Raw genomic sequence first — 20,859 nt, forward strand, 5'->3', positions numbered from 1 at the left:
CTGGTGACGCTCGATGACGGCTCGGGGTCTCCGTTCCGGATTATGATCGACTGCGGCATCTATCAGACCGCTTCGAACGCCAAGGCCAAAATCCGTGCGGTTGTCGAGGACATCATCGAGGCGAGCGGTGGCTTCGTGGATCTGCTGGTCGCGAGCCATGAGCACTGGGACCACATCTCCGGTTTCAACCAGGCCCACGATCTGTTCGCCAAGCCTTCGGAAGGACGGATCCCGGGCAAGCTCGCGGTGGGCAAGGTCTGGCTGGGATGGACCGAAGACCCAAACGATCCGGACGCGAGAAAGCTGGAGGCCGAGAAGGCGCTGGCGTTACGGGGCGTGACCGCGGCGTTGGCACTCGCCGAGGCCCGATCGGCGACTGCGCTCGCCAAGGGCCTTGGGTCGATACTCGATTTCTTCGGAGCGAACCGCACGACCCGTGATGCGCTCGAGTTCGTTCGCGGCCTGGCTCCCGAAACGCCCCGCTATTGCCGACCCTCGGATCCGCCATCGTCGATCGCGCCGGGGTTTCGAATCTTCGCTCTCGGGCCGCCTCTGGACCCCAAAGCAATCCATCAGCTGATTTCGGAGACCGAGGTTTATCACCTCGGCCCCCCTTCCTTTGAAAGCGAAGCGTTTGTCGGCGTCGTGGAGACGCAACTGGCCGGACGTGGTCTGGAACATGATCCAGGCCAGCCGTTTGACGTCTCGCAACGGCTGGGCATGGACTTCGAGCAAGCCCCAGCGGCACCTTCCGATGCGCCGACCGACGCGGAGCGCTTTTTCTGGGAACGTTACTGGGGGCCCGCCGCCGACGACCCCCTGACGGATCAGGACTGGCGCCGGATCGATTCCGACTGGCTGGGCTCAGCTGCGGATCTCGCGTTGAAGCTGGACAACGCCACCAACAATACCAGCCTAGTGCTTGCCGTGGAGTTCATCGCCAGCGGCAAGGTCTTGCTGTTCGCCGCCGACGCCCAGGTCGGCAGCTGGATGACGTGGCCGGGACTTGAATGGACCTTGCCAGATGGCGAGGTGGTGCGCGGCGCGGACCTGTTGAGGCGGACCGGCTTCTACAAGGTCGGCCATCATGGCAGCCACAATGCGACACTCAAGGCCAAGGGACTGGAGACCATGGCGTCCCCGGACTTGATCGCAGCCATTCCCGTCGATGAAGCCCTTGCGAAGAAGGTCGGCTGGGGCCGAATGCCTCTGCCGGGCTTGATGAGTGCGCTGGCCGAGCACACTAAGGGACGCGTGGTGCGCACCGATCAGGATTTCGTAGGCATCGGGAACGAGGCGGTCGCTTTTGAAGCCGCACTCGTCCGCACCGAACTTTTCTACGAGTTCCGGATCAATCCGTAATCGAGAACACCGCCTCGATCCTGCCGCCGTCTCCCGTGCCGCACCGCACGAACAGGTCGTCCTGGCCGACGATCGCCATCAGGTGCGGGCGACCCGCCCGGCCCAGGCGGTCCTGCAGAAATGAGAACACGATTTCATCGTCGTCGCTCGGACGCACGGCGGCGCCGTCGGGGTGGGAGTGCCATTCGCCGAGATAGTCCAACTGATGGGCCGTGCGGGTCTGGATTTTGGAAACCGCGGCCTTCAAACCCGAGGAGCCGCGTTCGAAATAGGTGGGAGACTGCCGGCTGTCCGGCGGGGCCGGCAGGATCATCGCCACCTGAATCGAGCGACGACTGTAGTCGACGGCGCCCAACATCACGCCGCCGGTCTCGGAAGGAAGGGCGGCCGCCCGCAACGCGCGGAACTGGTCCACGCACGCGCCGCTGAGCGCGATCCGCCACCCGTCCTCTAACCACAGAAACTCCGGCGGCGCGCCGAGGTCCACGGCCGCGACACCGCCGTCGTCCAGCAGCCGCCAGACCAAGGTGGTCGCCTCGGGGCGCGAGGCGGCGCGCTGAAGCTGTTCGGCACCGATCGCCGACAAGACCGCAACTTGCCAGGGCGGCAGAGGGCGCGACAGATCCTGACAGGCGTTGCCATAGCGAACCAGGCCTTCGCGGCCTTCAGCAAAATGCCCGGTCATGTCCTCGCGGGTGGCGGCCGCGGCGAAATAGACGGCTTCCAGTTGGTCGATGCGCCGAAGCCGGGCTTCATCCTCCATGAGGAGGACAAGATCAGACCCGGTCGGATTGAAGAACAGGCTGGCCCGGCGGGCGCCAGACGCTTGGTCGGCCAGCCAGCCGAGCACCGCGGGCGAGGCGCTCAGGTCAACGATCAGGTCCGCTGTTCGCAAGGCTTCGTCGAGCGCCGTCGCCTGCGCACCCGGCGACAGAACATCGGCGATGATCACGCCGTCCACCGAGGGCTCGCTCAGTATGCCGTTCAGTTGCACCTCAAGGGCTTGGGCCTTGGCGGCCCCGACCGCCCAATCGCCTTGGCCATGACGGACGGTGTTGTGTGGCAGCACCGCGTCGCTATCGATGAACGTCCACCGGCCGAACGCCTGCCGGACCGCCACACCTGCGAGGTTGGAAGCGATCGCGCCGGCGCCGACCGCGACGATCTTGCGGTCGTCGGAAACCCGGCCCGACATGGCTGCGGCGGCCCGTCGGTTGACGCGGTGAACAATCCGCCAGGCAATCAGGTCGATACCGCCCAAGTCGGCAGGACCCTTGGGAATCCGAACTCTGGCGACAGAGCCGTCCGCGAGGAAGACGCCCAGAGCCTCGCCGATCTCGAGGATCGACTTCACCGAGGTGAAGGCGCGAATCTCAAGGCTGGTGGCGGACGTGTCCTTACTCGCCGTCTTGGGCACGAGCAGGATCAGCAGGAGCTGTAGGCGACCCGCGTCTTCGGTCACGAAATTCTCGAGCAGTTGCTGGCCCAGCGTGTCGACCAGATCTTGTCCCGATTTCGCGGTCAGAGCGCCGAGCGCTTCCAGCGTCCGCGGCATTTCATGCAACGCCCCATGCACTATCAGGGGCAGGGTCACATAGACCACGCCAAACTTGGACCGGACCGAGCGCGACGGATCATGGCCCAGTTCGACGTACATGCGCCCGGCGATCTCTGCGGCGCCCTGTATATGGGGGGTCACACCGGGCCGAAGTCCGTCAGACGGCAAGATCAAGGTGTCGGACGACGCCGGCAACAAGGGCTCGAGGTCCTGATCCGGATGGTGCAGTTCGCCTCGGGCCGTCCGCGTAAGCCAGTCCTGGACGCGAAGGAGAAGATTTTCCGGTGTCAGCCTTCGCTTCAACTCACTCCAGGGAACTTCCCAGACGCAAAGGCTCAGCTTGCCGTCTGCGTCCGGAATACTCGTGTGCACGAGGCCGAGAGGGAAATCCGCCCGCGCAGTCCGGATCCTGGGTTCGCGACCGTCGTCGGCCGCGAACCGGATTTCGATCGGCTCCGTCGAGTGCAGCGGGACGACGGGATGCTGCGGCACTTCGACGGCGACCGCCACGACCACCACGTCCGTCCCGTGCTCCGTTGTCGCGCTAACCAAGGAGACGAACGGGCTATCGAGAGCCAGAATGTAATCGACGAAAGCCTGCGCCCGCCGCCCAACCAGTCGCGCGTTTTCGGCCGTCACCGAATCCCCGCCCGCGGAGCGGCGTCGCCGACCGCTGCGCCGGTGCTGGTCAGGATGGCCCGCTTGCGGGTGACGCCCAGGCCGTCGATCTTGAACACTAGCGGCTCGGGCTTAGCCGTGGACGGTTCCTCCATGGAAACCAGGAAGGGGCCGGACTTCAGTTTGGCGACGTCGCGGTAGTAGGCGGCGGCCTGCCGGTGGGGCGGCTGATCGGTGTCGTCGGTGGGAATCGGGCAGCTGGTCGAGACGAGAGCCCCTCCCGGCTGACCCTGGGTTTCGTAGAGCCAGCGGGTCGGTTCGGCCGGGTCGGTCTTCGTCGTTCCCTTTTCGGCGGCCAGCGACTTGTAGCTGCAGTGGTGGGGGATGTTGTTGATGTCCCAGAGCAGCCGGTCGTGGTTTTTGCGCCGGCGCGTCTGCCGGATGATGCCTTCGATCACCTCGTATCCGCAGTCGGCCGCCAGGATCAGTCGCGTCGTCCGGCCCCCGACGTCGAAGGTCGCCTGCATGAACAAGCCAGCCTCGTTGCGTTCGATCAGTCCGCCGTCATCGCAGCGTTCGGCAAATGGCGAGTGCACAAAAAATTCGACGCCGTCGTCCGCCAGCGAGAAGCCCGGAGCCAGCTGACCGGCGTCGGTGATGCGGTGCCTGCGGGTGTCGGGATCGATGCCTTCGCCGCGCATCCATTCGTCGAGCGCCCTGGGGCGCGAGAAAATCTGGACGCCGTAGTCATTCTTCAGACGGTGACGGAGCTCCTGTCGGATGATCCGGCCTTCTTCGGACGGGTTCTTCTCCAGCAGGGCCGCCGCCGGAGCCCAGAGCGTCGTGACCTTGATGCGGTCGCCGCCCTGATACTTGTCCGCATGGTCGAACTCGAACACTTCACTGACGCGATTGATGTGGTCGCGGTCCAGGTGGCTGAGGGCGAGGGTGTCGACGTCGTCACGGCCGGCGGTGTCCAGGGCGTCTCGCAGCGCCTTCTCCAGATCGATCCGCTTTTCGTTCTCGTCATTCTTGGCGGCCACATCGGCGAAGTCGAAGACGATGTTCCGGTTGTTCTCAAGTTCGATCAGGCAGCTGTCGGCGTTGCCGATCGGATAGAACGTCACTGTGTGCATGGCCAAATCCTCCGTGCGCATTCGGGCCGATGAGATGGATCGGCACTCGCCAAGGGCTCGCATCCGAACTTGGGCTCGCGGGGAGACCGAGCGCGTCACTAATTCCCGAGACTCATAGCGGCGTCAACACAAACTTAGTAGTGTTTATGATAATCACACCGTGTTTGCCGCATTGACACGGCCGGGCGGCGCAAAGCAAACAAATCGATTATGAACCCAGACCCCCGCTACCAGCAGTTCGGAGAAGCCATGGCGTTGCGGCGCCAGGAGTTGGACATGACACAGGCCGATCTCGCGGTGAGGGTCGGACTTTCACGAGCCTCGATCGCCAACATCGAGCGTGGCCGGCAGAGCGTCCTCCTGCACCAGGCGTGCGACCTCGCGGCGGCCCTCAGGCTCGACCGGGTCACCGATCTCCTCCCTGCCGTGCGCCCGGCGTCATTGGAGGATCAGGATCTGGCCCTGTCCGACGAGGTCAGCGCAACGGCCAAGGCGCAAATCTCAAGCATGATCGCCGCGGCGATGGCCATCTCCCGGCCTCGGTCATGAAGCGGCCGGATGTCGCCGAGGCGCGTCAGAACGCGGGACGTCTCCTCGCTGCGGCCAAGGTTCGCTCCGCCCCGGTGCCCGTCGAGAGGATAATCAGGGCGGCGGGCATCGTTCTCCAGCACGCCCCCTTGGCCGATGATCTCTCGGGCATGGCGTTTATCAAGGATGGCGTGGGGATCATCGGGGTCAACGCGCTTCACCACCCCAATCGGCAACGGTTCACGCTCGCTCACGAGTTCGCCCACCACCGGCTTCACGACGATATCCTTCGAGAGACGGTTCACTTGGATCGGGGATTTCGGGTTCTGAACCGTGACCGTCTGGCCTCCGAAGGCACGGATTGGCGAGAAGTTGAAGCCAACGCCTTTGCGGCGGAGTTCCTCATGCCCCAGTTTCTGCTCGAACCCTTGGTCGACGCCGAGGGCCTGGACCTCGAGGATGACGAAAAGGTCAACTCGCTCGCGCGCCGGTTCCGCGTAAGCACGGCGGTGGTCCGCTACCGCCTGTGGTCCTGAGGGTCTCGCTTGGGCTTCGTCTTCTACGACACAGAAACGACGGGGCTAAGTAAAGGCTTCGATCAAATCGTCCAGTTTGCGGCGATCCATACGGACGGTGATCTGAACGAGCTGGATCGCTTCGAGCTGCGCTGTCGGCTTCAGCCCCATGTAGTCCCACACCCCAAGGCGATGCTGGCCAATCGCCTGTCGATCGAGCGGCTTACGGACCTCAGCCTCCCCTCCCACTACGACATGGTGCGGGAGATCCGAAGGCGGCTGTCGGGATGGGGCCGGGGAATCTTCATCGGCTACAATTCAATCCGGTTCGACGAGGAGATGCTGCGGCATGCCTTCTTCCAGAACCTTTTTCCGGCCTACCTCACCTCCACGCCGGGCTGCGGTCGGGCGGACGCCATGCATATCGTCTTGACCGCCTGTGCAGACGCCTCGGCCTGCTTGACCCTGCCCCTCGCCGCCGACGGTCGGAAGACCTTTCGCCTAGAGGCGGTCGCGGCGGCCAACGGTCTGAATGTCGACGCTGCACACGACGCCATGGCCGACGCCCAGATGACGCTTGCGCTGTGTCGGCGCGTAGCTTCTGAGGCCCCCGAAATCTGGAGCCGGGCGATCCGAACCTCGAATAAGGCGGCCGTCGCCGATCTCGTGGCGTCTGAGCCGCTATTCATTCTGACTGAATTTTACGGGTTCGAGGCGTCGCACCGAGTCGTCGCCTGCTTGGGCCCGGAGGCGGGAAATCCTAATGGGCGGCTATGTTGGGACTTGGCCTCAGATCCGGCCGAAGCTGTTCAACTACAGACCGACGACCTCGCTGCCTTAATCTCTCAGCGCGAGGGGCCCCTGCGGCGTCTGAAAACCAACGCCGCCCCGGCGATCGCGATGAGCTGGGATGCTCCGGAGGACTGGGCGCTGGGCGATGTCGATGAGGCCGAAAGACGTGCCGAGTGGCTCCAGGCTAATCCAGAGCTCAGTTCGAGAATCATTGAGGCTCAAGCGGCCCGCTGGGCAAACAGTCCGCTCTCGCCCCACGTAGAACTGCAGCTCTACGACCGGTTTCCGGACGATGACGACCTGCGGCTGATGGCGGACTTCCACGGAGCGCCGAAGAGTCGTCAGCGTGAGATTGTAGATAGCTTCGCCGATGTGCGCCTGCGGACATTTGGCCGCAGGCTTCTCCATATGGAGCACCGGTCTGCTTTTATAGGAAATGACCGACGGGCGGCGGACGCTGATCTTGCTGAACGCCTTCTGATTGACAAGAACGGACCGCTGACGATGCCAGCGGCCCGAACGCTGGCTGCTGAACTAGTCGCGTCTGGCGTGGCAGATGCCGAAGCCCTTCTCAAAGACTACGGCGTCTGGCTCGATACTCGTATTGCGAGGGTCGAGGCGTTCGTGGATACGCTGCGCCCGCGACTGGGCGCTAGGCCGCAGGTGTAACGGACGGTCCCGTCGGCGACTCCAGAGTCCAACACAACCTAATCCATGCCTTCCTAAGAGACGTGTCGGGCGCCACGGTCGGGAACTTCGTCCAAGGAGTGCGAAAGCGAAGGTCCGCTTTGTGGCGGCGATCGAAAGTCTGCTCGCGGCGCATTTCAGACCCCACATGCGTGCGAGCCATTCCCATGTTGCGCCACTCTTAGCTGGTTTTGAGCCAGTTCTAAGTGGTCTCAACAATAGCATGGCGACCCCGGCAGGACTCCAACCTGCGACCTCGGCTTTAGGAAAGCCTTGCTCTATGCGGCTGAGCTACGGGGCCAACGGAGATGACCTAGCGGTTCAGGCGATCTGGGGGAAGATGGGTGCGAGCGGCATAGGTGTTTTTGGACGCGAAGCCGCCGATACCGCCGAGACCGAGTTGTGGTTAATCGACCTTAAGATACAACATGTTGCGGGGAACAAACGACGAATCGGGCAGAGTGGCCGATTCGGTCCTGATTCGTTTCACCCTTGTTCCGCAGCAATGCGTCGCCTGTTAACCGGCGTGGGCGCCGCGTTGGACGACCGCGTGCAGGCCCGCCAGCAGATGATCAATCGCCTCGCCGCCCTCGCAGTCGTTGGCCAGGATGAGGGTTAGGGCGTGGGCGTGAACTTCGACCGACGGCCAGGACCAGGTCTTGGCCGCCGTCATCTGATGCGTCGCCTCGCACAGGCTGTAGGCCGCCGTGTAGAAGGGCGGGATTTCCAGAAAGCCGGCCAGATCCACAAGGGCCGAGGCGAGGGCGTAGATCTTGCTGTCCGCCTTCGGCGGCCGGCGGCGGCACAGGCTGTTCAACAGGTCGACCTGGGCCTGAAGAATTTCCATGATCCGGTCGCGGTGACTCTCCAGGCCCTGCTCAGCCCGTTCGACCGCTTCTTCCATGGTGATGCCGCCAGGGCGGGCCATCTGCCTTTGCAGCGAGGTGCGGACCTTGCGGATACGGGGGGGCTCTGGGGCGGCGGTCATGACGCGATACTCATAGACTGACCTTCATGGGCTTCAGCATCATGTCGATCGTGTCCTGGTCCATATTGGCCTCGACGGCTTCCCCGAGGTCCCCGGACAGATCGGTCTGACGCCGGCCTTCTTCTCCTGGCGGAGGGCCATAGTTGCGAACGCGGCGATCTGGGCCGACGTAGCTTTCCACCTCGACGAAGTCGCGGGAATGGGCGCCCAGCCAGGCTATGCGTCTCAGCAGAACCGAGGGCGTCAAAGGCTTGGCGACGATGTAGCTGGCGCCGCAGTCCCGGCCGCGGGCGACCCGGGCATGGGCGGCGTGGCCCAGAATCATGATGACGGGGGTGAAACGCGCCGGTTCGGCGGCCTCGCGTCGCAGCCAGCGTACGAAGTCGTAGCCGTCCATTTCAGGCATGGCGCAATCGACGAGGATGAGATCGACGGCGCGACGCTGAAGCAGTTCAACCGCGTCCTTGGCCGCGTGGCATTTCAGCTGTTCCCGGACGCCGAAGCCCTGGACGATGGAGCTGAGGAGATCCAGCGAGGTCGGTTGGTCGTCAACGAGCAGAACCGTCGAATGCGCCAGATTGATCTTGTCCGGCGTTCTCGTCACGGCGTTAGAACAACATCAGATCGCCCGAGTCCGATGCTCCGGCCGTCTGAACGCCGGCGGCGGGGCGCAGGCGCACCGCCATGTCGGCCAGGGATATGCGGCTGACGGACTCGGCGGGCGTGGCGCCGTTGCCCAGCATTCGCAGCACGCCGGAAAGGGCCTCCAGCCTTTGGGTCAGAGCGTCCAGGGCCTGGGCTTCCGTCAGCGCCTCCGCCCGATCTTCGGCCGGCGCGCGACGCACCAGGCGGCTGACCAGAGCCTCGACGTGATCGATCCCCTCGCGCACGCCCATCAGCTCGTCGGCGATGGCGGCCAGAAGTTGCGCGTGTTCGGGGGGGGCGTGCATCAGAACAGCTCCAGGGCGCCCGTGTCGACGGGGGGTGGCGCGACGGGAATGGGCTTGGGCGCCACGGTGTCGGTCACAGCGCGTTGCATGGCCTTGCCGGTCACCGGCCAGTAATGCACCCGCCGACCGCCGTCGCCGCGAAGACTGCCGCCCACGACGGGAATGCCTTCGTCGCGCAGGAATTTCTCGGCGAAATCGGCGTTGGAACGCCCCACGTCGCGAAGACTGTCGAACATGCGGCCGCCGCCGAACAGCTTGGCCTCCAGCCGCTCACGGCGACCGCCGGCCTTCAGCATGTCGTTGATCAGCAGTTCCATGGCGTAGGCGCCGTAGCGACGCCCCGCGTCAGTGCCTGCGCCCGAACCCTCAGGAAGCAGGAAGTGGTTCATGCCGCCGATCCCCGCGACCGGGTCCCGCAGGCACATGGCGACGCACGAGCCCAGGATCGTGCTCAGCACGACGTCCGGGTCGCTCGTGATATGGTGTTCGCCCTGGCCGACGTGCACCTTTTTTTCTTTGGTGTCCTTGAGGGCGGCGAAACTCATGTCAGAGCACCGAAGACGGCTTCCAGCTTGCCTTTCAGCTGGGCGACGGTGAAGGGCTTGACCAGATAGTTGTTGACCCCGAACTGCACCGCCCGCTGCACCAGTTCGCGGTCGGCCCGACCGGTCAGCATGATGAAGGCGGTCTTGGCCGTCGGGGGGTGGGCGCGCACCGCGCGCAGCAGGCCCAACCCGTCCAGATTGGGCATGTTGTAGTCCGAAATAATAAGGTGCGCGGGCTTGGAGATGATGTCGCGCAGGGCGATATCACCATCAGCGGCTTCGCGGATCTCGCGCACGCCCAGTTGTTGCAAGCTGGTGCGAACCAGCGAGCGCATCGTCATCTGATCATCGACGACCAGGCAGTGGAGAGAGGCGGCTGCGGGCATGGGGGCGCTCCCGGGGGGTCAGGCGATCGACCGTGCGCCCGAGTCGGCGCACAGTTCTAGGATGGCGGGGGACAGGCGGTGCAACGGCAACTGCCGCTCCACGGCGCCCAGTTCGAAGGCGGCTTTCGGCATGCCGTAGACGACGGAGGTCGCCTCGTCCTGCCCCAGAGTGCGTCCGCCGGCGTCGCGAATGGCCTTCAGGCCCTTGGCGCCGTCGCGGCCCATGCCGGTCAGGATCACGCCGGTCATCGGCCGCTTCAGCCGAACGACGGACTCGAACATGACATCGACCGAAGGGCGGTGTCCGTTGACGGGGTCGCTCTGCACCAGATGGCAGCGCGGCGTCATGCCGGGCGTGACTTCAAGGTGGGACGCGCCGCCGGGCGCGAGATAGATGTGCCCGGTCTTCAACTGGGCGCCTTCAAAGGCTTCGGTCACGGTCGGCGCGCAGACCCGGTCGAGGCGAGCGGCGAAGCTGGCGGTGAAGGTCGCCGGCATATGCTGGGTGATGATGGTCGCCGGGCAGTTGGCCGGGAAGCCGCTGAGAACGGTCAACAGCGCCTCGACCCCGCCGGTCGAGGAGCCGATGGCCAGGATGTGGCTGGCGGCCGGCCGATAGGCGCTGGGCGCAGCCTCCCTGGCGGGGATGTCGGTACGGGCGCGGACACGCGAACGGGCCGCCGTCTTCACCTTGTCGATCAGGTCGTGGAAGGCGTCGACGCTGGCCACGGCCGGCTTGGCCACGGCGTCCACGGCGCCGATTTCGAGGGCCGCCAGGGTCACGTCGGTGCCGGCCGCCGTCAGCGTCGAGACCATGACCACCGGCATCGGCCGCAAACGCATGATCTTCTCGAGGAACTCCAGCCCGTTCATATTGGGCATCTCGACGTCCAGGGTCAGAACGTCAGGATTCAGTTCCTTGATGGCGGCGCGCGCTTCGATCGGATCGGCGGCCGTGCCGACGACCTCGATCTCGGGGTCCGACTTCAGAGCGGCCGAGATCAGGCCGCGCATCGTCAAGCTGTCATCCACCACCAGGACCTTGATCTTGGCGCTCATCATGCGGCTCCCAGGCGGTAGGTGGTCAGACCTGCGGTCTGAAGCTTGTTGGCGGCCGGCCCGGCGACGCGCTCGGAATGGCCGATATAGAGGGTGGCGCCGGGCTGCATGAGCGGCACGAAACGGCTCCAGACGCGCTCCTGCGTCGGATCGTCGAAATAGATGACGACGTTGCGGCAGAAGATGACGTCGAACTTGCCCTTCATCGGCCAGTCGCCGATCAGGTTCAGTTCTTTGAAGGACACCAATCGTTTCAGTTGCGGACCGGCGGTCCAGGCTCCGCGATCGGCTCGATTGAAATATTTGCGCCACAAGGTCGCCGGCGCCGGCTCCAGCGCCTCTTCGGAATAGGTGCCGTCATGGCCCTGGGCGACCATGTTCGGGTCGATGTCAGTGGCCAGAATGCGCACATCCAGGTCCGCCGCCTCGGGCAGGACCGACAACAGGGTCAGGGCCATCGAATAGGGCTCCTGCCCGTTCGAACAGGCCGCCGACCACAGCCGCACCCGGCCGCCGGCGCGGGCCCGCTCGACCAGCTTGGGCAAGACGCGGTCGCGCAGATCGTCGAAATGGTGCGGCTCGCGATAGAAGCGGGTCACATTGGTGGTCAGGGCCGCCGTCATCTTCTGGCGTTCGTCGATTCCATCGACGCCTTCGACCAGGGCGCAATAGTCGCGGAAGCTGGACAGGCCCAGAGTCCGTAGACGTTTGGCCAGACGCGAATAGACGAGCGCGGCCTTGCCCTCGTTCAGCGCGATGCCGGCGTGGGCGTGCAGCATTTCTGCGATCTGACGGAAGTCGTCAGCGGTGAAGACGAACTCACCCTCTACGATCGATCCCCGTCCAGCTGCGGGATTCATGCGGCGTCCGCCTCGACCTGCGGCAGGATATGATCCAGTTCGATCAGGCTGATCATACGGCCTTCGATGGAGAAGATGCCCTTGACGAAGGTCTTCACCTGGTCGCTGGCGACGTCCGGCGTCGCCTGCACCGAGGCGTCGTTCATCTCCAGGATGTCGGACACGGCGTCGACCAGCAGGCCGACCATCCGGCCGCCGATATGGGCGACCATGATGACGTGACGGGCCGTCGGTTCGGACGTCTCGAGCCCGAAGCGCGCGCCCAGATCGATGATCGGCAAGACGGTGCCGCGCAGATTGATGACGCCTTTCATATAGCCGGGCGAACGCGGCAACGGCGTCGCAGGGGTCCAGCCGCGGATCTCACGCACCGACATGATGTCGACGCAGAATTCCTGTCGGCCGATGCGGAAGGCGATGAGTTCGCGCTGGGAGTCGTTGGCTTCATTCATGGTTCAACTCGCGAGCTTGAAGTCGGGGCGGCCGGATTTGCGGCGCATGTCGGTGACGAGGACGTCCACGTCCAGGATCAGGGCGACGCGACCGTCGCCCAGGATGGTCGCGGCGGCGACGCCCTCGACCTGCTGGTAGTTGGTCTCGAGGCTCTTGATGACGACCTGGCGCTGGCCCTGGATGGCGTCGAACAGCAGGGCCGCCTGCTGACCGCCCTCGGTCTCGACCACCACGGCGACGCCTTCGTTGGGGACCACAGGCGTGTCGCGGAAGCCCATGGTCATGGCGACGTCGATCAAGGGCAGAAAGCGCTCGCGGAAGCGGATCACCGGATCCACGCCGCCGACATAATGCAGGTCGCTTTCCTGCGGCGTCAGGCTCTCGACGATGGCAGGCAGCGGCGCGATCAGGATCTGATCGGCGGCGGACACCACCATGCCGTCCAACACCGCCAGGGTCAGCGGCAAGCTGAGGGTGAAGGTCGAGCCCTTGCCGGGCACTGAGCTGATCGAGATGCGACCGCCCAGGGCCTGGATCGAGCGCTTGACCACGTCCATGCCCACGCCGCGGCCCGAGATGTCGGACACCACGGCGGCGGTGGAGAAGCCCGGCAGGAAGATCAGGTTGTCGATCTGCTCGTCGGTCAGGGCGGCTTCTGGCGCGATCAGCCCCTTGTCGATGGCGATCTTCTTGACCCGCTCGCGGTTGATGCCGCGCCCGTCGTCGGAGATTTCGATGACGATCCGGCCCGAGCGGTGCAGGGCCGCCAGACGAACCGTGCCCTCGGCGGGCTTGCCGGCGGCGATTCGGTCCTCTGGCGTTTCCAGCCCGTGGTCGATGGCGTTGCGCAGCATGTGGGTGATCGGTTCCGCCAGGCGCTCGACCACGGTCTTGTCGACCTCAGTGTCCTCGCCGGCGGTGACCAGGCGAACCTGTTTGGAGACCATGTCGGCGACTTCGCGGACCAGGCGCGGCATGCGCTGGAACACCGACTTCACCGGCTGGGCGCGAATGGCCATGACGCTGTCCTGGATCTCGCGCGTCAGCAGCTCGAGATCTTCCAGGCCAAGGGCGATGCCCGACGAACGGGCCAGGCCGCTCTCCAGCACGCGCTGCGACAGCATCGCCTGCTGGATGACCAGTTCGCCGACCACGTTGATCAGACGGTCGACCCGATCCAGATCGACGCGGATGGTGACCGGCGCAGGGGCCACGGGTGCAGCCACCTGGGCCGGCGTGACCGCGGCTGGCGTCGGCGCAGGCGCAGCGACCGGGGGAGCGACAGGCGCGGGAGCCGGGGCCGGTTCAGGCGCCGCAGCGATGGGGACAGGGGCAGGGGCAGGTGCAGGCGCAGGGGGCTCTACGGGCGCAGCGCCGGCGGCTTTCGCCAAAAGGGCGGCGACATCCAGGTCGTCGCTGGCCGGCAGCACCGCCGGCGGCTCCTCTTCGAACTCCAGAGCGGGCGCGCCGCCCAGGGGCGAAACGGTCAGGTCGCAGTCGGCCTCGACGAAGTCGAACACCTCGCGGACGACCTTTTCGTCGACCTCGGCGGTCAGGTCGATCGTCCAGGTCAGATAGCCTTCCTCGGCGACCAGGATATCGAGCGTCGGCAAGCTTTCAGCATCCACCGATACGGTGATCGGCCCAACGCGTCCCAGTTCGCGAAGCAGGAGGCCGGCTTCGTTGGCGCTGCCGTACATGCGGCTGTGCGGCTTGAACAGCACGCGCCAGCCCGTCTGGGCCTCAGGCGCTGCGGCCTCGATCTCGCCCGAACCGCCCAGATCGGCCAGATCGGCCAGAGGCTCGTCCAGAGCGGCGTCGAAGGCCATGGGGGTGAAGCCGAAGTCGTCTTCGTCTTCCTCGACAACCGGCGGCGCTTCGCCGCCGTGGGTCAGGAGTTCAAGCTCGTGCACCAGACCGGCCGAACGCTCTTCGTCGACGGGCGGCGCCAAGCCTTGCGCCGCCTGGATATGGTCCGCCAGCACGTCGGAGGCGCGCAGCAGGGTCTTGATCGTAACCGTGTCGCAGGGCTTTCGACCACCCCGTAACTCGTCCATCAGGGTTTCAAAGACGTGGGCGAAGCGAACCAGAGCCTCCAGGCCGAACGCCCCCGCCCCGCCCTTCACCGAGTGAACGGCGCGGAAGACGGCGTTGATGGTTTCAAGGTCGGTTTGACCCTGTTCCAGCAGCATCAGCTTCGATTCCAGGTCCGCGAGCAGTTCGTCGCATTCCTGGAAGAAGGTGGCTTTAATGGCTTCGAAGGCGTCCATGGCTTGCGGCCTGACCGATCTCTTGGGTTAGGCCGCGACGCGGCGAACGGCGTCGACCAGTTTGGCCGGGTCGAACGGTTTGACGATCCAGCCCGTCGCGCCGGCGGCGCGGGCGCGGGCCTTCTTCTCGGCGTCGCTCTCGGTCGTCAGCACCAGGCACGGCGTGGCGCGATGGTTCGGATCGGCGCGCATGCCCTCGATGAAGCCAAAGCCGTCCATGCGCGGCATGTTGATGTCCGTGATGACCACATCAACCGCGTCCGCGCCTTGAGCGGCCAAGGTCTCCAGGCCGTCGATGCCGTCAACTGCCTGGATGACGTGGTAGCCCGCGTCCTCCAGCGCCATCAGCAGCATGTCGCGCATGGTGCGGGAATCATCGACGGTGAGCACTGTCTTTTTCACGCGAGCGTTCCTTCAATGAGGTCTTGAGCGTTGATTTCAGGCGCGCCGAAGGCGGCCCATTGTTCGGAAAAACCTTCAGACCGGGGTTCGATCGTCAGATCGGCCCCGTCGGCGGCCCAGGTCTTCTTGGCCGACAAAAGCACCTGCAGACAAAGGCCGCCCAAACGTTCGACGTTGGAAGCGTCCACGGTGATCGCCTGTCCGCGTCGGGCCAACAATTCGGCCTTCAGCGGTTCGGCCGCATTCATGTCCAGCACAGGCGCAAGAACGATGGCGTCAGTCATGAAAACTCTCCTCCCTCTGCCTCACAGCCAAGCATCGCATGGCGTTGGTAAATATCGCTTGAAGAGGGAATCATCAGAACTCTTCCCAACCCTCGGCGTCCGCCTCGACCTTGGGCGCTGCGCCGCCACGGCCCACGGTCTTCAACGCCTGGATGACGCGGCTGACCGGTTTGGCGGGCGAGGCCGCCGGCGCTTGCGAAGAGCGAGCGGGAGCCCGACGCGGCGCCGCGGCGTCTTGCGCGCCCGCGCCGACCTTGAACTGAGCCACGGAGGCCTGAAGGGCCTCGGCCTCCTGGGCCAACGAATGGCTGGCGGCGGTCGATTGCTCGACCATGGCGGCGTTCTGTTGAGTGACCTGGTCCATCTGGTTGACCGCCGTATTGACCTCTGCCAAGCCGATGGCCTGTTCCTGGGCCGAGGCCGCGATTTCCGACACCAGGCCGTCGATCTCGGCGACCCGGTCCACGATCCGTTGCAGGGCCTCGCCGGTCTGACCGACAAGTTTCACGCCCGAACCGACCTGGGTGGTCGAGGCCGAGATCAAGGTCTTGATCTCTTTCGCCGCCTCGGCCGAGCGCTGGGCCAGGGCCCGCACTTCGGAGGCCACGACCGCGAAGCCGCGACCGGCCTCGCCTGCGCGGGCGGCTTCAACGCCCGCGTTCAGGGCCAGAAGATTGGTCTGGAAGGCGATTTCGTCGATCACGCCGATGATCTGGTTGATCTGGGCCGACGAGCCCTCAATGGCCTGCATGGCCTCGACGGCGTCGCGCACGATGACGCCCGAGGTCTCTGCGTCGCCCTTGGCGGCCTGGACCACTTCGGAGGCCTGACGGGCGCCCGAGGCGGTCTTGTTGACCGTGGCGGTGATCTCGTCCAGGGCGGCGGCGGTCTCTTCCAGGCTGGCGGCCTGTTGTTCGGTGCGGCGCGACAGGTCGTCGGCGGCCTGCGAAATCTCGCCTGCACCCGAGCGAATGCCCGCCACATTGCCCAGCACCACGCTCAGGGCCTGCTGCAACTGGGCGATGGCGGCGTTGAAGTCGGTCTTCAGTTGCTGCGAACGCGGCGACACCTCGACCGTGAACCGGTGCGTCAAGTCGCCGTTCGACATAGCCGCGAGGCCCTCAGCCAAGGCCGTCAGCGCCACACGGTCTTCTTCGGCGATCCGCGCCTTTTCGGCCTCGTTGGCCAGGCGCTCCTGTTCGGACATCGAGCGGTTGGCTGCGGCCTCCTGCTCGACGCGAACTTTATCGACGGCGGCGTCGCGGAAGGCGACGATGGCCTGGGCCATCTTGCCGAACTCATCCTTGCGGTCGGCGCCGACGATCTGGATGGTCGTGTCGCCCGCCATCAGCTTCTGCATATAGCCGATCATGCTGAAGGTCGGCCGAACGATGGACCGAGTCGCGACCAGGCCGGCGACCAACGCCATCAGTATCGCGCCGGCCAGGCCGATCACCACGGCCATCAGCGCTTGGTTAGCGGCGGCGGCCTGAGCATGACGCGATGCTTCCAGGGCAGTGTCGTTGGAGGCCTTCAACTCATCGATGGCGGCTTCGACAGGCTCAATGAACTTGTCGGCGGTGCCGGTCTGGCCCACCATCTGCTCCGCCTCGGCGAGACGCCCTTCGGCGATCAGACCCTTACCGACCTGAACGATGTTCTCGTACCAGCCGTCGGCGGCTTGGATGGCCTTGTCGATCGGAGGCTGGCGGTCAGCGGGAAGATCCGCCCGCAATTGCTCAAGAGCCTCCTTGAACTTGGCGCGGTGACCATCCAGGCGCTCAGTATAATAGGGGTCCTGGGACAGCAGATAGCCTCGATAGGAGTTCTCCTGCTTCGAAAGACGGAACTCAGCGGCCGCCAGGGTGCGGTTCAGTTGATTTTCCACACTTCTGGCTTCGTCGGCGTTTTGAAGTGCGAACAGGTTGGTCACCACGACGGCGCCCATGACGGCGATCGCCGCGAGGACGATACCGAAAGCGAGAGCGAGCTTGCGCCCCACCGGCATGTTTTCAATGAAGTTCAACTTACTCTCCCAGGGTCTTCTTACGGACCAGAATCAATCGGCACTGACAGACCGAGTCCCTCTTCGAAGGCCCCCGCCGCCCTTTCCCGCCCCCAGCCCCTGCCTGGATCGCTCGCCTCAGGGACGAGGTGCGAGCCAGGAAAACACTAGGCGCTAACAACAACCTGCATCTGCCCAACAACAATGGAAGGATGATTAATACGAATTCTGAACCGGAGCTTAGGTAGGAATGCGTAGAGCCGCCGCGAGTGCTGGAACATGAGGTAGTTCAGTAGGATGCGGCCGTTTCGCTCGGCGGTGAAACGGCGACAGGACTGCCGACATCGGTAACTTAGGCCTAGGGGTGCGCCTCGCTGGCCCTTAGCTTTTGCATGAGGCCGACCATGCCGAACGTCGATGTCGCCAGGGTGCGGCTCATCGCTAGGCCCATCAGCAAGGCCGTGAGGATCGCGCTTGCGAGACCACCGGTCACGGTGATGACGGCGTTGCGCGACGCCGCAACCTGCGCATGCCGCGAAGCCTCCAGCGCCACCGCGTTCACGTCCTTAAGAGTATTGATCGCGTATTCGACCGGCTCGACGTGCCTGTCAGACACCCCGATGTTCCCCACCAATTGTTCGGCCTCGATCATTCGGCCCTGAGCGACCAAGGCCTGACCCGCCAAAGCGACGTCCCGGTGCCAGCTGTCGGCCGCCTGCAAGGCTTGGTCGATCGTGGCTTGATGCTCTTGCGGCGTGGCGGCGCGCACTTCTTCAAGGGATTTCTTGAACTCGGCGCGGTGGGTTTCCAGCCGGTCGATGTAATAGGTCTCCGCCGAAAGCAGGTAGCCGCGATAGGAGTTTTCCTGCCGGGCCAGGCGGAATTCCGTCTCCGCAAGCGCGCTGTTTAACCGTTCCTCGCGCGCCAGCGCCTCGCCGGCGCCCTTCAGGGCCAACAGGTTCGTGACCATCAGGGCGCCCATGACCACCAGCGCGCCGAGCGTCAGCGCCCAGGTCAGCGTCAATTGGCGGCCTGCCGCAAGTTTTCCGATCAACTTCACGCCAATCCTCCCTTGGTGCCCGAACACAAGAATGAAGCCCAGAAAAGCGGGCGTGCTCCCGAGCATGTGCTCGCCCCCCTCTTCAGAAACCAACATTCCGCGAAACGACAATGTGGGCCTGCTCCCTACGAATCCTGAACCGACGGTTAAGTATGAACGCGTACGAAAGGTTGGGTCAGCCACTGCCTCAGGCTGTGCCCTTTATGGCGATCATTCGCCGCGGTGACGCCCCTGAGGACAATATTGCTTTCCAGCGGAGGCTATGCCGGTATAGAAAATACGTCAGAAAAGCGGCGACGGTGCGGTTGAGATGGTTTCGCAGCAGCGAGATCCCATATGATGCGAGGGAAAGCAGAGGCCTTTACTGACTTTGTAAGGGGCCGAAGCTGGCAACCTGCCGTCACACCATCACGGAACGGCGTTTTTCTTGCTTGCGCCTGCGTATCGATAGCATCAGTCGTCAAGGTGGCGTTGCAGGATATCGAACACGTCCATTACATGCCGCTGTTGGGCGCGGTCATGGCGACCGCCCTGCTGGGGAATCGACCCGCCACCTTTTTCGCCATCGTGCTTTCGGTCGCCGCCGATCTGATCATGACGACGCGCCTGAGTCTGACGGAAGCGACCGCCAACACCATACTGTTCGTCCTGATCGCTTCAGTCATGGCCGAAGTCTGTCACCGGCTGGCGAGCAGAACGGCGCTGTTGCACAGCATATTGACGTCGGTTCCCGTGGTGACGCTGGACGGCGAGGGCCGCATTCTTCGCATCACCGCCCCTGCGGCCGATCTTCTCGGCGTGGCCCCGGCTAATGCGCTGAACCGCGACTTCAGCATCTTCGCGCCGGATTTCGGCGAACGGACGCTGAACGCCTTGTTGCAAGGCGACGCCCTTACGGCTCCCGCGGCGGGCTACTGGATGGCGCGTCGGCCGGATGGCGAAATCGTTCCCCTCATCATCCACGCCAGCCTCTTGGCCCACAGCGTCGATCCGGAGCGTGTCGTCCTGTCCCTCGCGGATCAGAGACAGGCTCTGGCGGTCAATGACCGGATGCGGGAGCTGATGGGGCAACTCAGCAGAAGTTGGCGGCTGAATTCGATGGGCGAAATGGCGGCCACCCTCGCGCACGAGTTAAACCAGCCGCTCACCGCCGCCACCGTCTATCTTCATGCGGGGCAGACGGACATCGCCCGCGCCGGTCCGATCGGCGACAGCGCCAGCCGCGCCTTGGATCTGGCGAAGACCCAGTTGCTGCGCGCCGGGGACATCATTCGCCGCATGCGCGAACTGATCGCCACCGGTGGCCCGCAACTTACGGAGGAGCGGGTGTCGTCAATGATCGAGGACCTGCGTCCCTTGTTCGATCTGATCCGGCAGGACACCGGTGTGGCCATCCGCATAGATGTGCACGAAGCCCGCGACCGGGTTTTGGCGGACCGAATCCAATTTCAGCAGGCGATCGCCAACCTAGTCCGCAACGCTGTGGACGCCGTTTGTGGACACAGCGAAGGGATTGTTTCGGTGACGGGACGCAGCCTAGCTAGCCAAGGTTATGAAATTCGGATCGAAGACAACGGCCCCGGCATCGCCGAAGACCAGATGGACCGCATCTTCCAGCCAATGATGACGACAAAGGCCGGCGGCATGGGCCTGGGCCTGTCGGTCACCCGCTCGATCGTCGAAAGCCATGACGCCGTCTTGACCGTGGGCCGAAGCCCGCTGGGCGGCGCAGCCTTCTCCTTTAGTCTGTCCCCCGTCTCGGAGCTCGAAGCCGCATGACCGACCATTCCGTCTTCGTCGTGGATGATGATCAAGCCATGCGAGACTCCCTGCTGCTGCTTTTAAGGGGCGAGGGCATCCGCGCCCGAGGATTCGCCAGCGCCGCCCTGTTCCTCGAGTCGCTGCCGGACGAGAAGGCCGCCTGCGTCATCACAGACCTGCGGATGCCGCAGGTGGAGGGGACCGAGTTGATTCAGCGTCTTCGGGTTCTAAGAGGCGAAACCTGGCCTATCATCGTCATTACCGGCCATGCCGACGTCCCCCTGGCGGTGCAGTTGATGAAGGCCGGGGTGATTGATTTCATCGAAAAGCCTTTCGATCCGAACCGTATCCTTGAGGCGGTGCGAGGCTGTCTGTCGGTGCTGGAGCGCCACGGCGTTGAAAGCGAGGTGCGGGAACAGACCGCCGCCCGCCTGGCCACCCTGACCCCGCGCGAGCGGCAGGTGTTCGACGCCCTGATCGACGGCAAGTCGAACAAGGAGATTGCGTTGATTCTCGACATCAGCCCCCGCACGGTCGAAATCTTCAGGGCCAAGGTCATGCAGAAGATGCAGGCCACAAGCCTGTCCATGCTAGTGCGCCTGGGCCTCAGCGTCGCAGAGGCCTGAAACTCCATATCAAA

The 20,859-nt window shown here is 64.6% G+C and carries 21 protein-coding genes and 1 tRNA gene; 6 read left to right on the plus strand and 16 right to left on the minus strand.

Going from position 1 to position 20,859, the window contains the following annotated elements; translation table 11 throughout:
* Positions 1-3: 3 nt before the first annotated feature.
* Complete coding sequence (locus ACW170_RS02920) at positions 4-1,362, plus strand: ComEC/Rec2 family competence protein (RefSeq protein ID WP_156796461.1); 1,359 nt, start codon at positions 4-6, stop codon at positions 1,360-1,362.
* On the opposite strand, the gene cap2-3 is transcribed toward ACW170_RS02920, so the two are convergent.
* Both cap2-3 and mblB read right to left on the minus strand, forming a co-directional pair.
* On the minus strand, positions 1,352-3,559 hold the full coding sequence (gene cap2-3, locus ACW170_RS02925) for an anti-phage 6A-MBL system cap2_3 protein (RefSeq protein WP_492088212.1): 2,208 nt from the start codon (positions 3,557-3,559) through the stop codon (positions 1,352-1,354). The two genes, ACW170_RS02920 and cap2-3, sit on opposite strands and share 11 nt — an antisense overlap.
* On the minus strand, positions 3,556-4,674 hold the full coding sequence (gene mblB / locus ACW170_RS02930) for an anti-phage 6A-MBL system MBL-fold protein (protein ID WP_492088213.1): 1,119 nt from the start codon (positions 4,672-4,674) through the stop codon (positions 3,556-3,558). Before mblB ends, cap2-3 begins: the two co-directional genes overlap by 4 nt.
* A 276-nt stretch (positions 4,675-4,950) precedes the next feature.
* Between mblB and ACW170_RS02935 the strand changes: the two genes are divergently transcribed.
* Genes ACW170_RS02935 through ACW170_RS02945 form a run of 3 tightly spaced genes read left to right on the plus strand, consistent with a single transcriptional unit; the run spans position 4,951 to position 7,178 of the window.
* Positions 4,951-5,223, plus strand: coding sequence for a helix-turn-helix transcriptional regulator (locus ACW170_RS02935; protein ID WP_492088214.1), 273 nt, complete (start codon positions 4,951-4,953; stop codon positions 5,221-5,223).
* Positions 5,220-5,738 (plus strand): ImmA/IrrE family metallo-endopeptidase, encoded by a 519-nt coding sequence (locus tag ACW170_RS02940; protein WP_008260190.1) that lies wholly within the window; start codon positions 5,220-5,222, stop codon positions 5,736-5,738. The genes ACW170_RS02935 and ACW170_RS02940 overlap by 4 nt, the downstream gene beginning before the upstream one ends.
* Before the next feature lie 9 nt (positions 5,739-5,747).
* Positions 5,748-7,178: an exonuclease domain-containing protein gene (locus ACW170_RS02945; protein WP_492088215.1), complete on the plus strand. Its 1,431-nt coding sequence runs from the start codon at positions 5,748-5,750 to the stop codon at positions 7,176-7,178.
* Positions 7,179-7,420: 242 nt separating this feature from the next.
* Here the strand turns inward: ACW170_RS02945 and ACW170_RS02950 are convergent.
* From ACW170_RS02950 to ACW170_RS03015, 14 genes are all read right to left on the minus strand, one after another.
* Positions 7,421-7,497: transfer RNA gene (locus tag ACW170_RS02950), tRNA-Arg, on the minus strand.
* 216 nt (positions 7,498-7,713) lie between these two features.
* Positions 7,714-8,184 (minus strand): chemotaxis protein CheE, encoded by a 471-nt coding sequence (locus tag ACW170_RS02955; protein WP_492088216.1) that lies wholly within the window; start codon positions 8,182-8,184, stop codon positions 7,714-7,716.
* Between the two features lie 10 nt (positions 8,185-8,194).
* The gene (locus ACW170_RS02960; RefSeq protein ID WP_492088217.1) at positions 8,195-8,788 is read right to left on the minus strand and encodes a response regulator; all 594 of its coding nucleotides are present in this window, start codon (positions 8,786-8,788) and stop codon (positions 8,195-8,197) included.
* A gap of 4 nt (positions 8,789-8,792) precedes the next feature.
* Entirely contained in the window at positions 8,793-9,134 is a 342-nt protein-coding gene (locus tag ACW170_RS02965) for a DUF8776 family protein (protein ID WP_271165176.1), read from the minus strand.
* Entirely contained in the window at positions 9,134-9,679 is a 546-nt protein-coding gene (locus ACW170_RS02970; protein WP_492088218.1) for a chemotaxis protein CheD, read from the minus strand. Before ACW170_RS02970 ends, ACW170_RS02965 begins: the two co-directional genes overlap by 1 nt.
* On the minus strand, positions 9,676-10,065 hold the full coding sequence (locus ACW170_RS02975; protein WP_492088219.1) for a response regulator: 390 nt from the start codon (positions 10,063-10,065) through the stop codon (positions 9,676-9,678). Before ACW170_RS02975 ends, ACW170_RS02970 begins: the two co-directional genes overlap by 4 nt.
* An 18-nt stretch (positions 10,066-10,083) precedes the next feature.
* Complete coding sequence (locus ACW170_RS02980) at positions 10,084-11,124, minus strand: protein-glutamate methylesterase/protein-glutamine glutaminase (protein WP_492089129.1); 1,041 nt, start codon at positions 11,122-11,124, stop codon at positions 10,084-10,086.
* Entirely contained in the window at positions 11,124-11,984 is an 861-nt protein-coding gene (locus ACW170_RS02985) for a CheR family methyltransferase (protein WP_492088220.1), read from the minus strand. Before ACW170_RS02985 ends, ACW170_RS02980 begins: the two co-directional genes overlap by 1 nt.
* Positions 11,981-12,436, minus strand: coding sequence for a chemotaxis protein CheW (locus ACW170_RS02990; RefSeq protein WP_492088221.1), 456 nt, complete (start codon positions 12,434-12,436; stop codon positions 11,981-11,983). Before ACW170_RS02990 ends, ACW170_RS02985 begins: the two co-directional genes overlap by 4 nt.
* Before the next feature lie 3 nt (positions 12,437-12,439).
* Positions 12,440-14,707 (minus strand): chemotaxis protein CheA, encoded by a 2,268-nt coding sequence (locus tag ACW170_RS02995; protein ID WP_492088222.1) that lies wholly within the window; start codon positions 14,705-14,707, stop codon positions 12,440-12,442.
* Positions 14,708-14,734: 27 nt separating this feature from the next.
* Complete coding sequence (locus ACW170_RS03000) at positions 14,735-15,109, minus strand: response regulator (RefSeq protein ID WP_492088223.1); 375 nt, start codon at positions 15,107-15,109, stop codon at positions 14,735-14,737.
* On the minus strand, positions 15,106-15,393 hold the full coding sequence (locus tag ACW170_RS03005; protein WP_492088224.1) for an STAS domain-containing protein: 288 nt from the start codon (positions 15,391-15,393) through the stop codon (positions 15,106-15,108). The genes ACW170_RS03000 and ACW170_RS03005 overlap by 4 nt, the downstream gene beginning before the upstream one ends.
* A 73-nt stretch (positions 15,394-15,466) precedes the next feature.
* Positions 15,467-17,401, minus strand: coding sequence for a methyl-accepting chemotaxis protein (locus ACW170_RS03010; RefSeq protein WP_492089130.1), 1,935 nt, complete (start codon positions 17,399-17,401; stop codon positions 15,467-15,469).
* A 355-nt stretch (positions 17,402-17,756) separates the two neighbouring features.
* Positions 17,757-18,524 (minus strand): CHASE3 domain-containing protein, encoded by a 768-nt coding sequence (locus ACW170_RS03015; protein WP_492088225.1) that lies wholly within the window; start codon positions 18,522-18,524, stop codon positions 17,757-17,759.
* A 405-nt stretch (positions 18,525-18,929) separates the two neighbouring features.
* Here ACW170_RS03015 and ACW170_RS03020 point away from each other — a divergent pair, with 405 nt between their 5' ends.
* Positions 18,930-20,237, plus strand: a complete 1,308-nt coding sequence (locus ACW170_RS03020) for a sensor histidine kinase (protein WP_492088226.1) — start codon at positions 18,930-18,932, stop codon at positions 20,235-20,237.
* Positions 20,234-20,845, plus strand: a complete 612-nt coding sequence (fixJ, locus tag ACW170_RS03025; RefSeq protein WP_492088227.1) for a response regulator FixJ — start codon at positions 20,234-20,236, stop codon at positions 20,843-20,845. The genes ACW170_RS03020 and fixJ overlap by 4 nt, the downstream gene beginning before the upstream one ends.
* Positions 20,846-20,859 lie beyond the last annotated feature (14 nt).

The sequence above is a fragment of the Brevundimonas sp. FV2ps16 genome, assembly GCF_058681075.1.

Coding starts and splice junctions, on each gene's coding strand:
- mblB (WP_492088213.1), bottom strand. CDS start 4,674: ATGCACACAGTGACGTTCTATCCGATCGGCAACGCCGACAGCTGCCTG.
- ACW170_RS02935 (WP_492088214.1), top strand. CDS start 4,951: ATGACACAGGCCGATCTCGCGGTGAGGGTCGGACTTTCACGAGCCTCG.
- ACW170_RS02940 (WP_008260190.1), top strand. CDS start 5,220: ATGAAGCGGCCGGATGTCGCCGAGGCGCGTCAGAACGCGGGACGTCTC.
- ACW170_RS02955 (WP_492088216.1), bottom strand. CDS start 8,184: ATGACCGCCGCCCCAGAGCCCCCCCGTATCCGCAAGGTCCGCACCTCG.
- ACW170_RS02965 (WP_271165176.1), bottom strand. CDS start 9,134: ATGCACGCCCCCCCCGAACACGCGCAACTTCTGGCCGCCATCGCCGAC.
- ACW170_RS02970 (WP_492088218.1), bottom strand. CDS start 9,679: ATGAGTTTCGCCGCCCTCAAGGACACCAAAGAAAAAAAGGTGCACGTC.
- ACW170_RS02975 (WP_492088219.1), bottom strand. CDS start 10,065: ATGCCCGCAGCCGCCTCTCTCCACTGCCTGGTCGTCGATGATCAGATG.
- ACW170_RS02980 (WP_492089129.1), bottom strand. CDS start 11,124: ATGAGCGCCAAGATCAAGGTCCTGGTGGTGGATGACAGCTTGACGATG.
- ACW170_RS02985 (WP_492088220.1), bottom strand. CDS start 11,984: ATGAATCCCGCAGCTGGACGGGGATCGATCGTAGAGGGTGAGTTCGTC.
- ACW170_RS02990 (WP_492088221.1), bottom strand. CDS start 12,436: ATGAATGAAGCCAACGACTCCCAGCGCGAACTCATCGCCTTCCGCATC.
- ACW170_RS02995 (WP_492088222.1), bottom strand. CDS start 14,707: ATGGACGCCTTCGAAGCCATTAAAGCCACCTTCTTCCAGGAATGCGAC.
- ACW170_RS03005 (WP_492088224.1), bottom strand. CDS start 15,393: ATGACTGACGCCATCGTTCTTGCGCCTGTGCTGGACATGAATGCGGCC.
- ACW170_RS03010 (WP_492089130.1), bottom strand. CDS start 17,401: ATGCCGGTGGGGCGCAAGCTCGCTCTCGCTTTCGGTATCGTCCTCGCG.
- ACW170_RS03015 (WP_492088225.1), bottom strand. CDS start 18,524: ATGCTCGGGAGCACGCCCGCTTTTCTGGGCTTCATTCTTGTGTTCGGG.
- fixJ (WP_492088227.1), top strand. CDS start 20,234: ATGACCGACCATTCCGTCTTCGTCGTGGATGATGATCAAGCCATGCGA.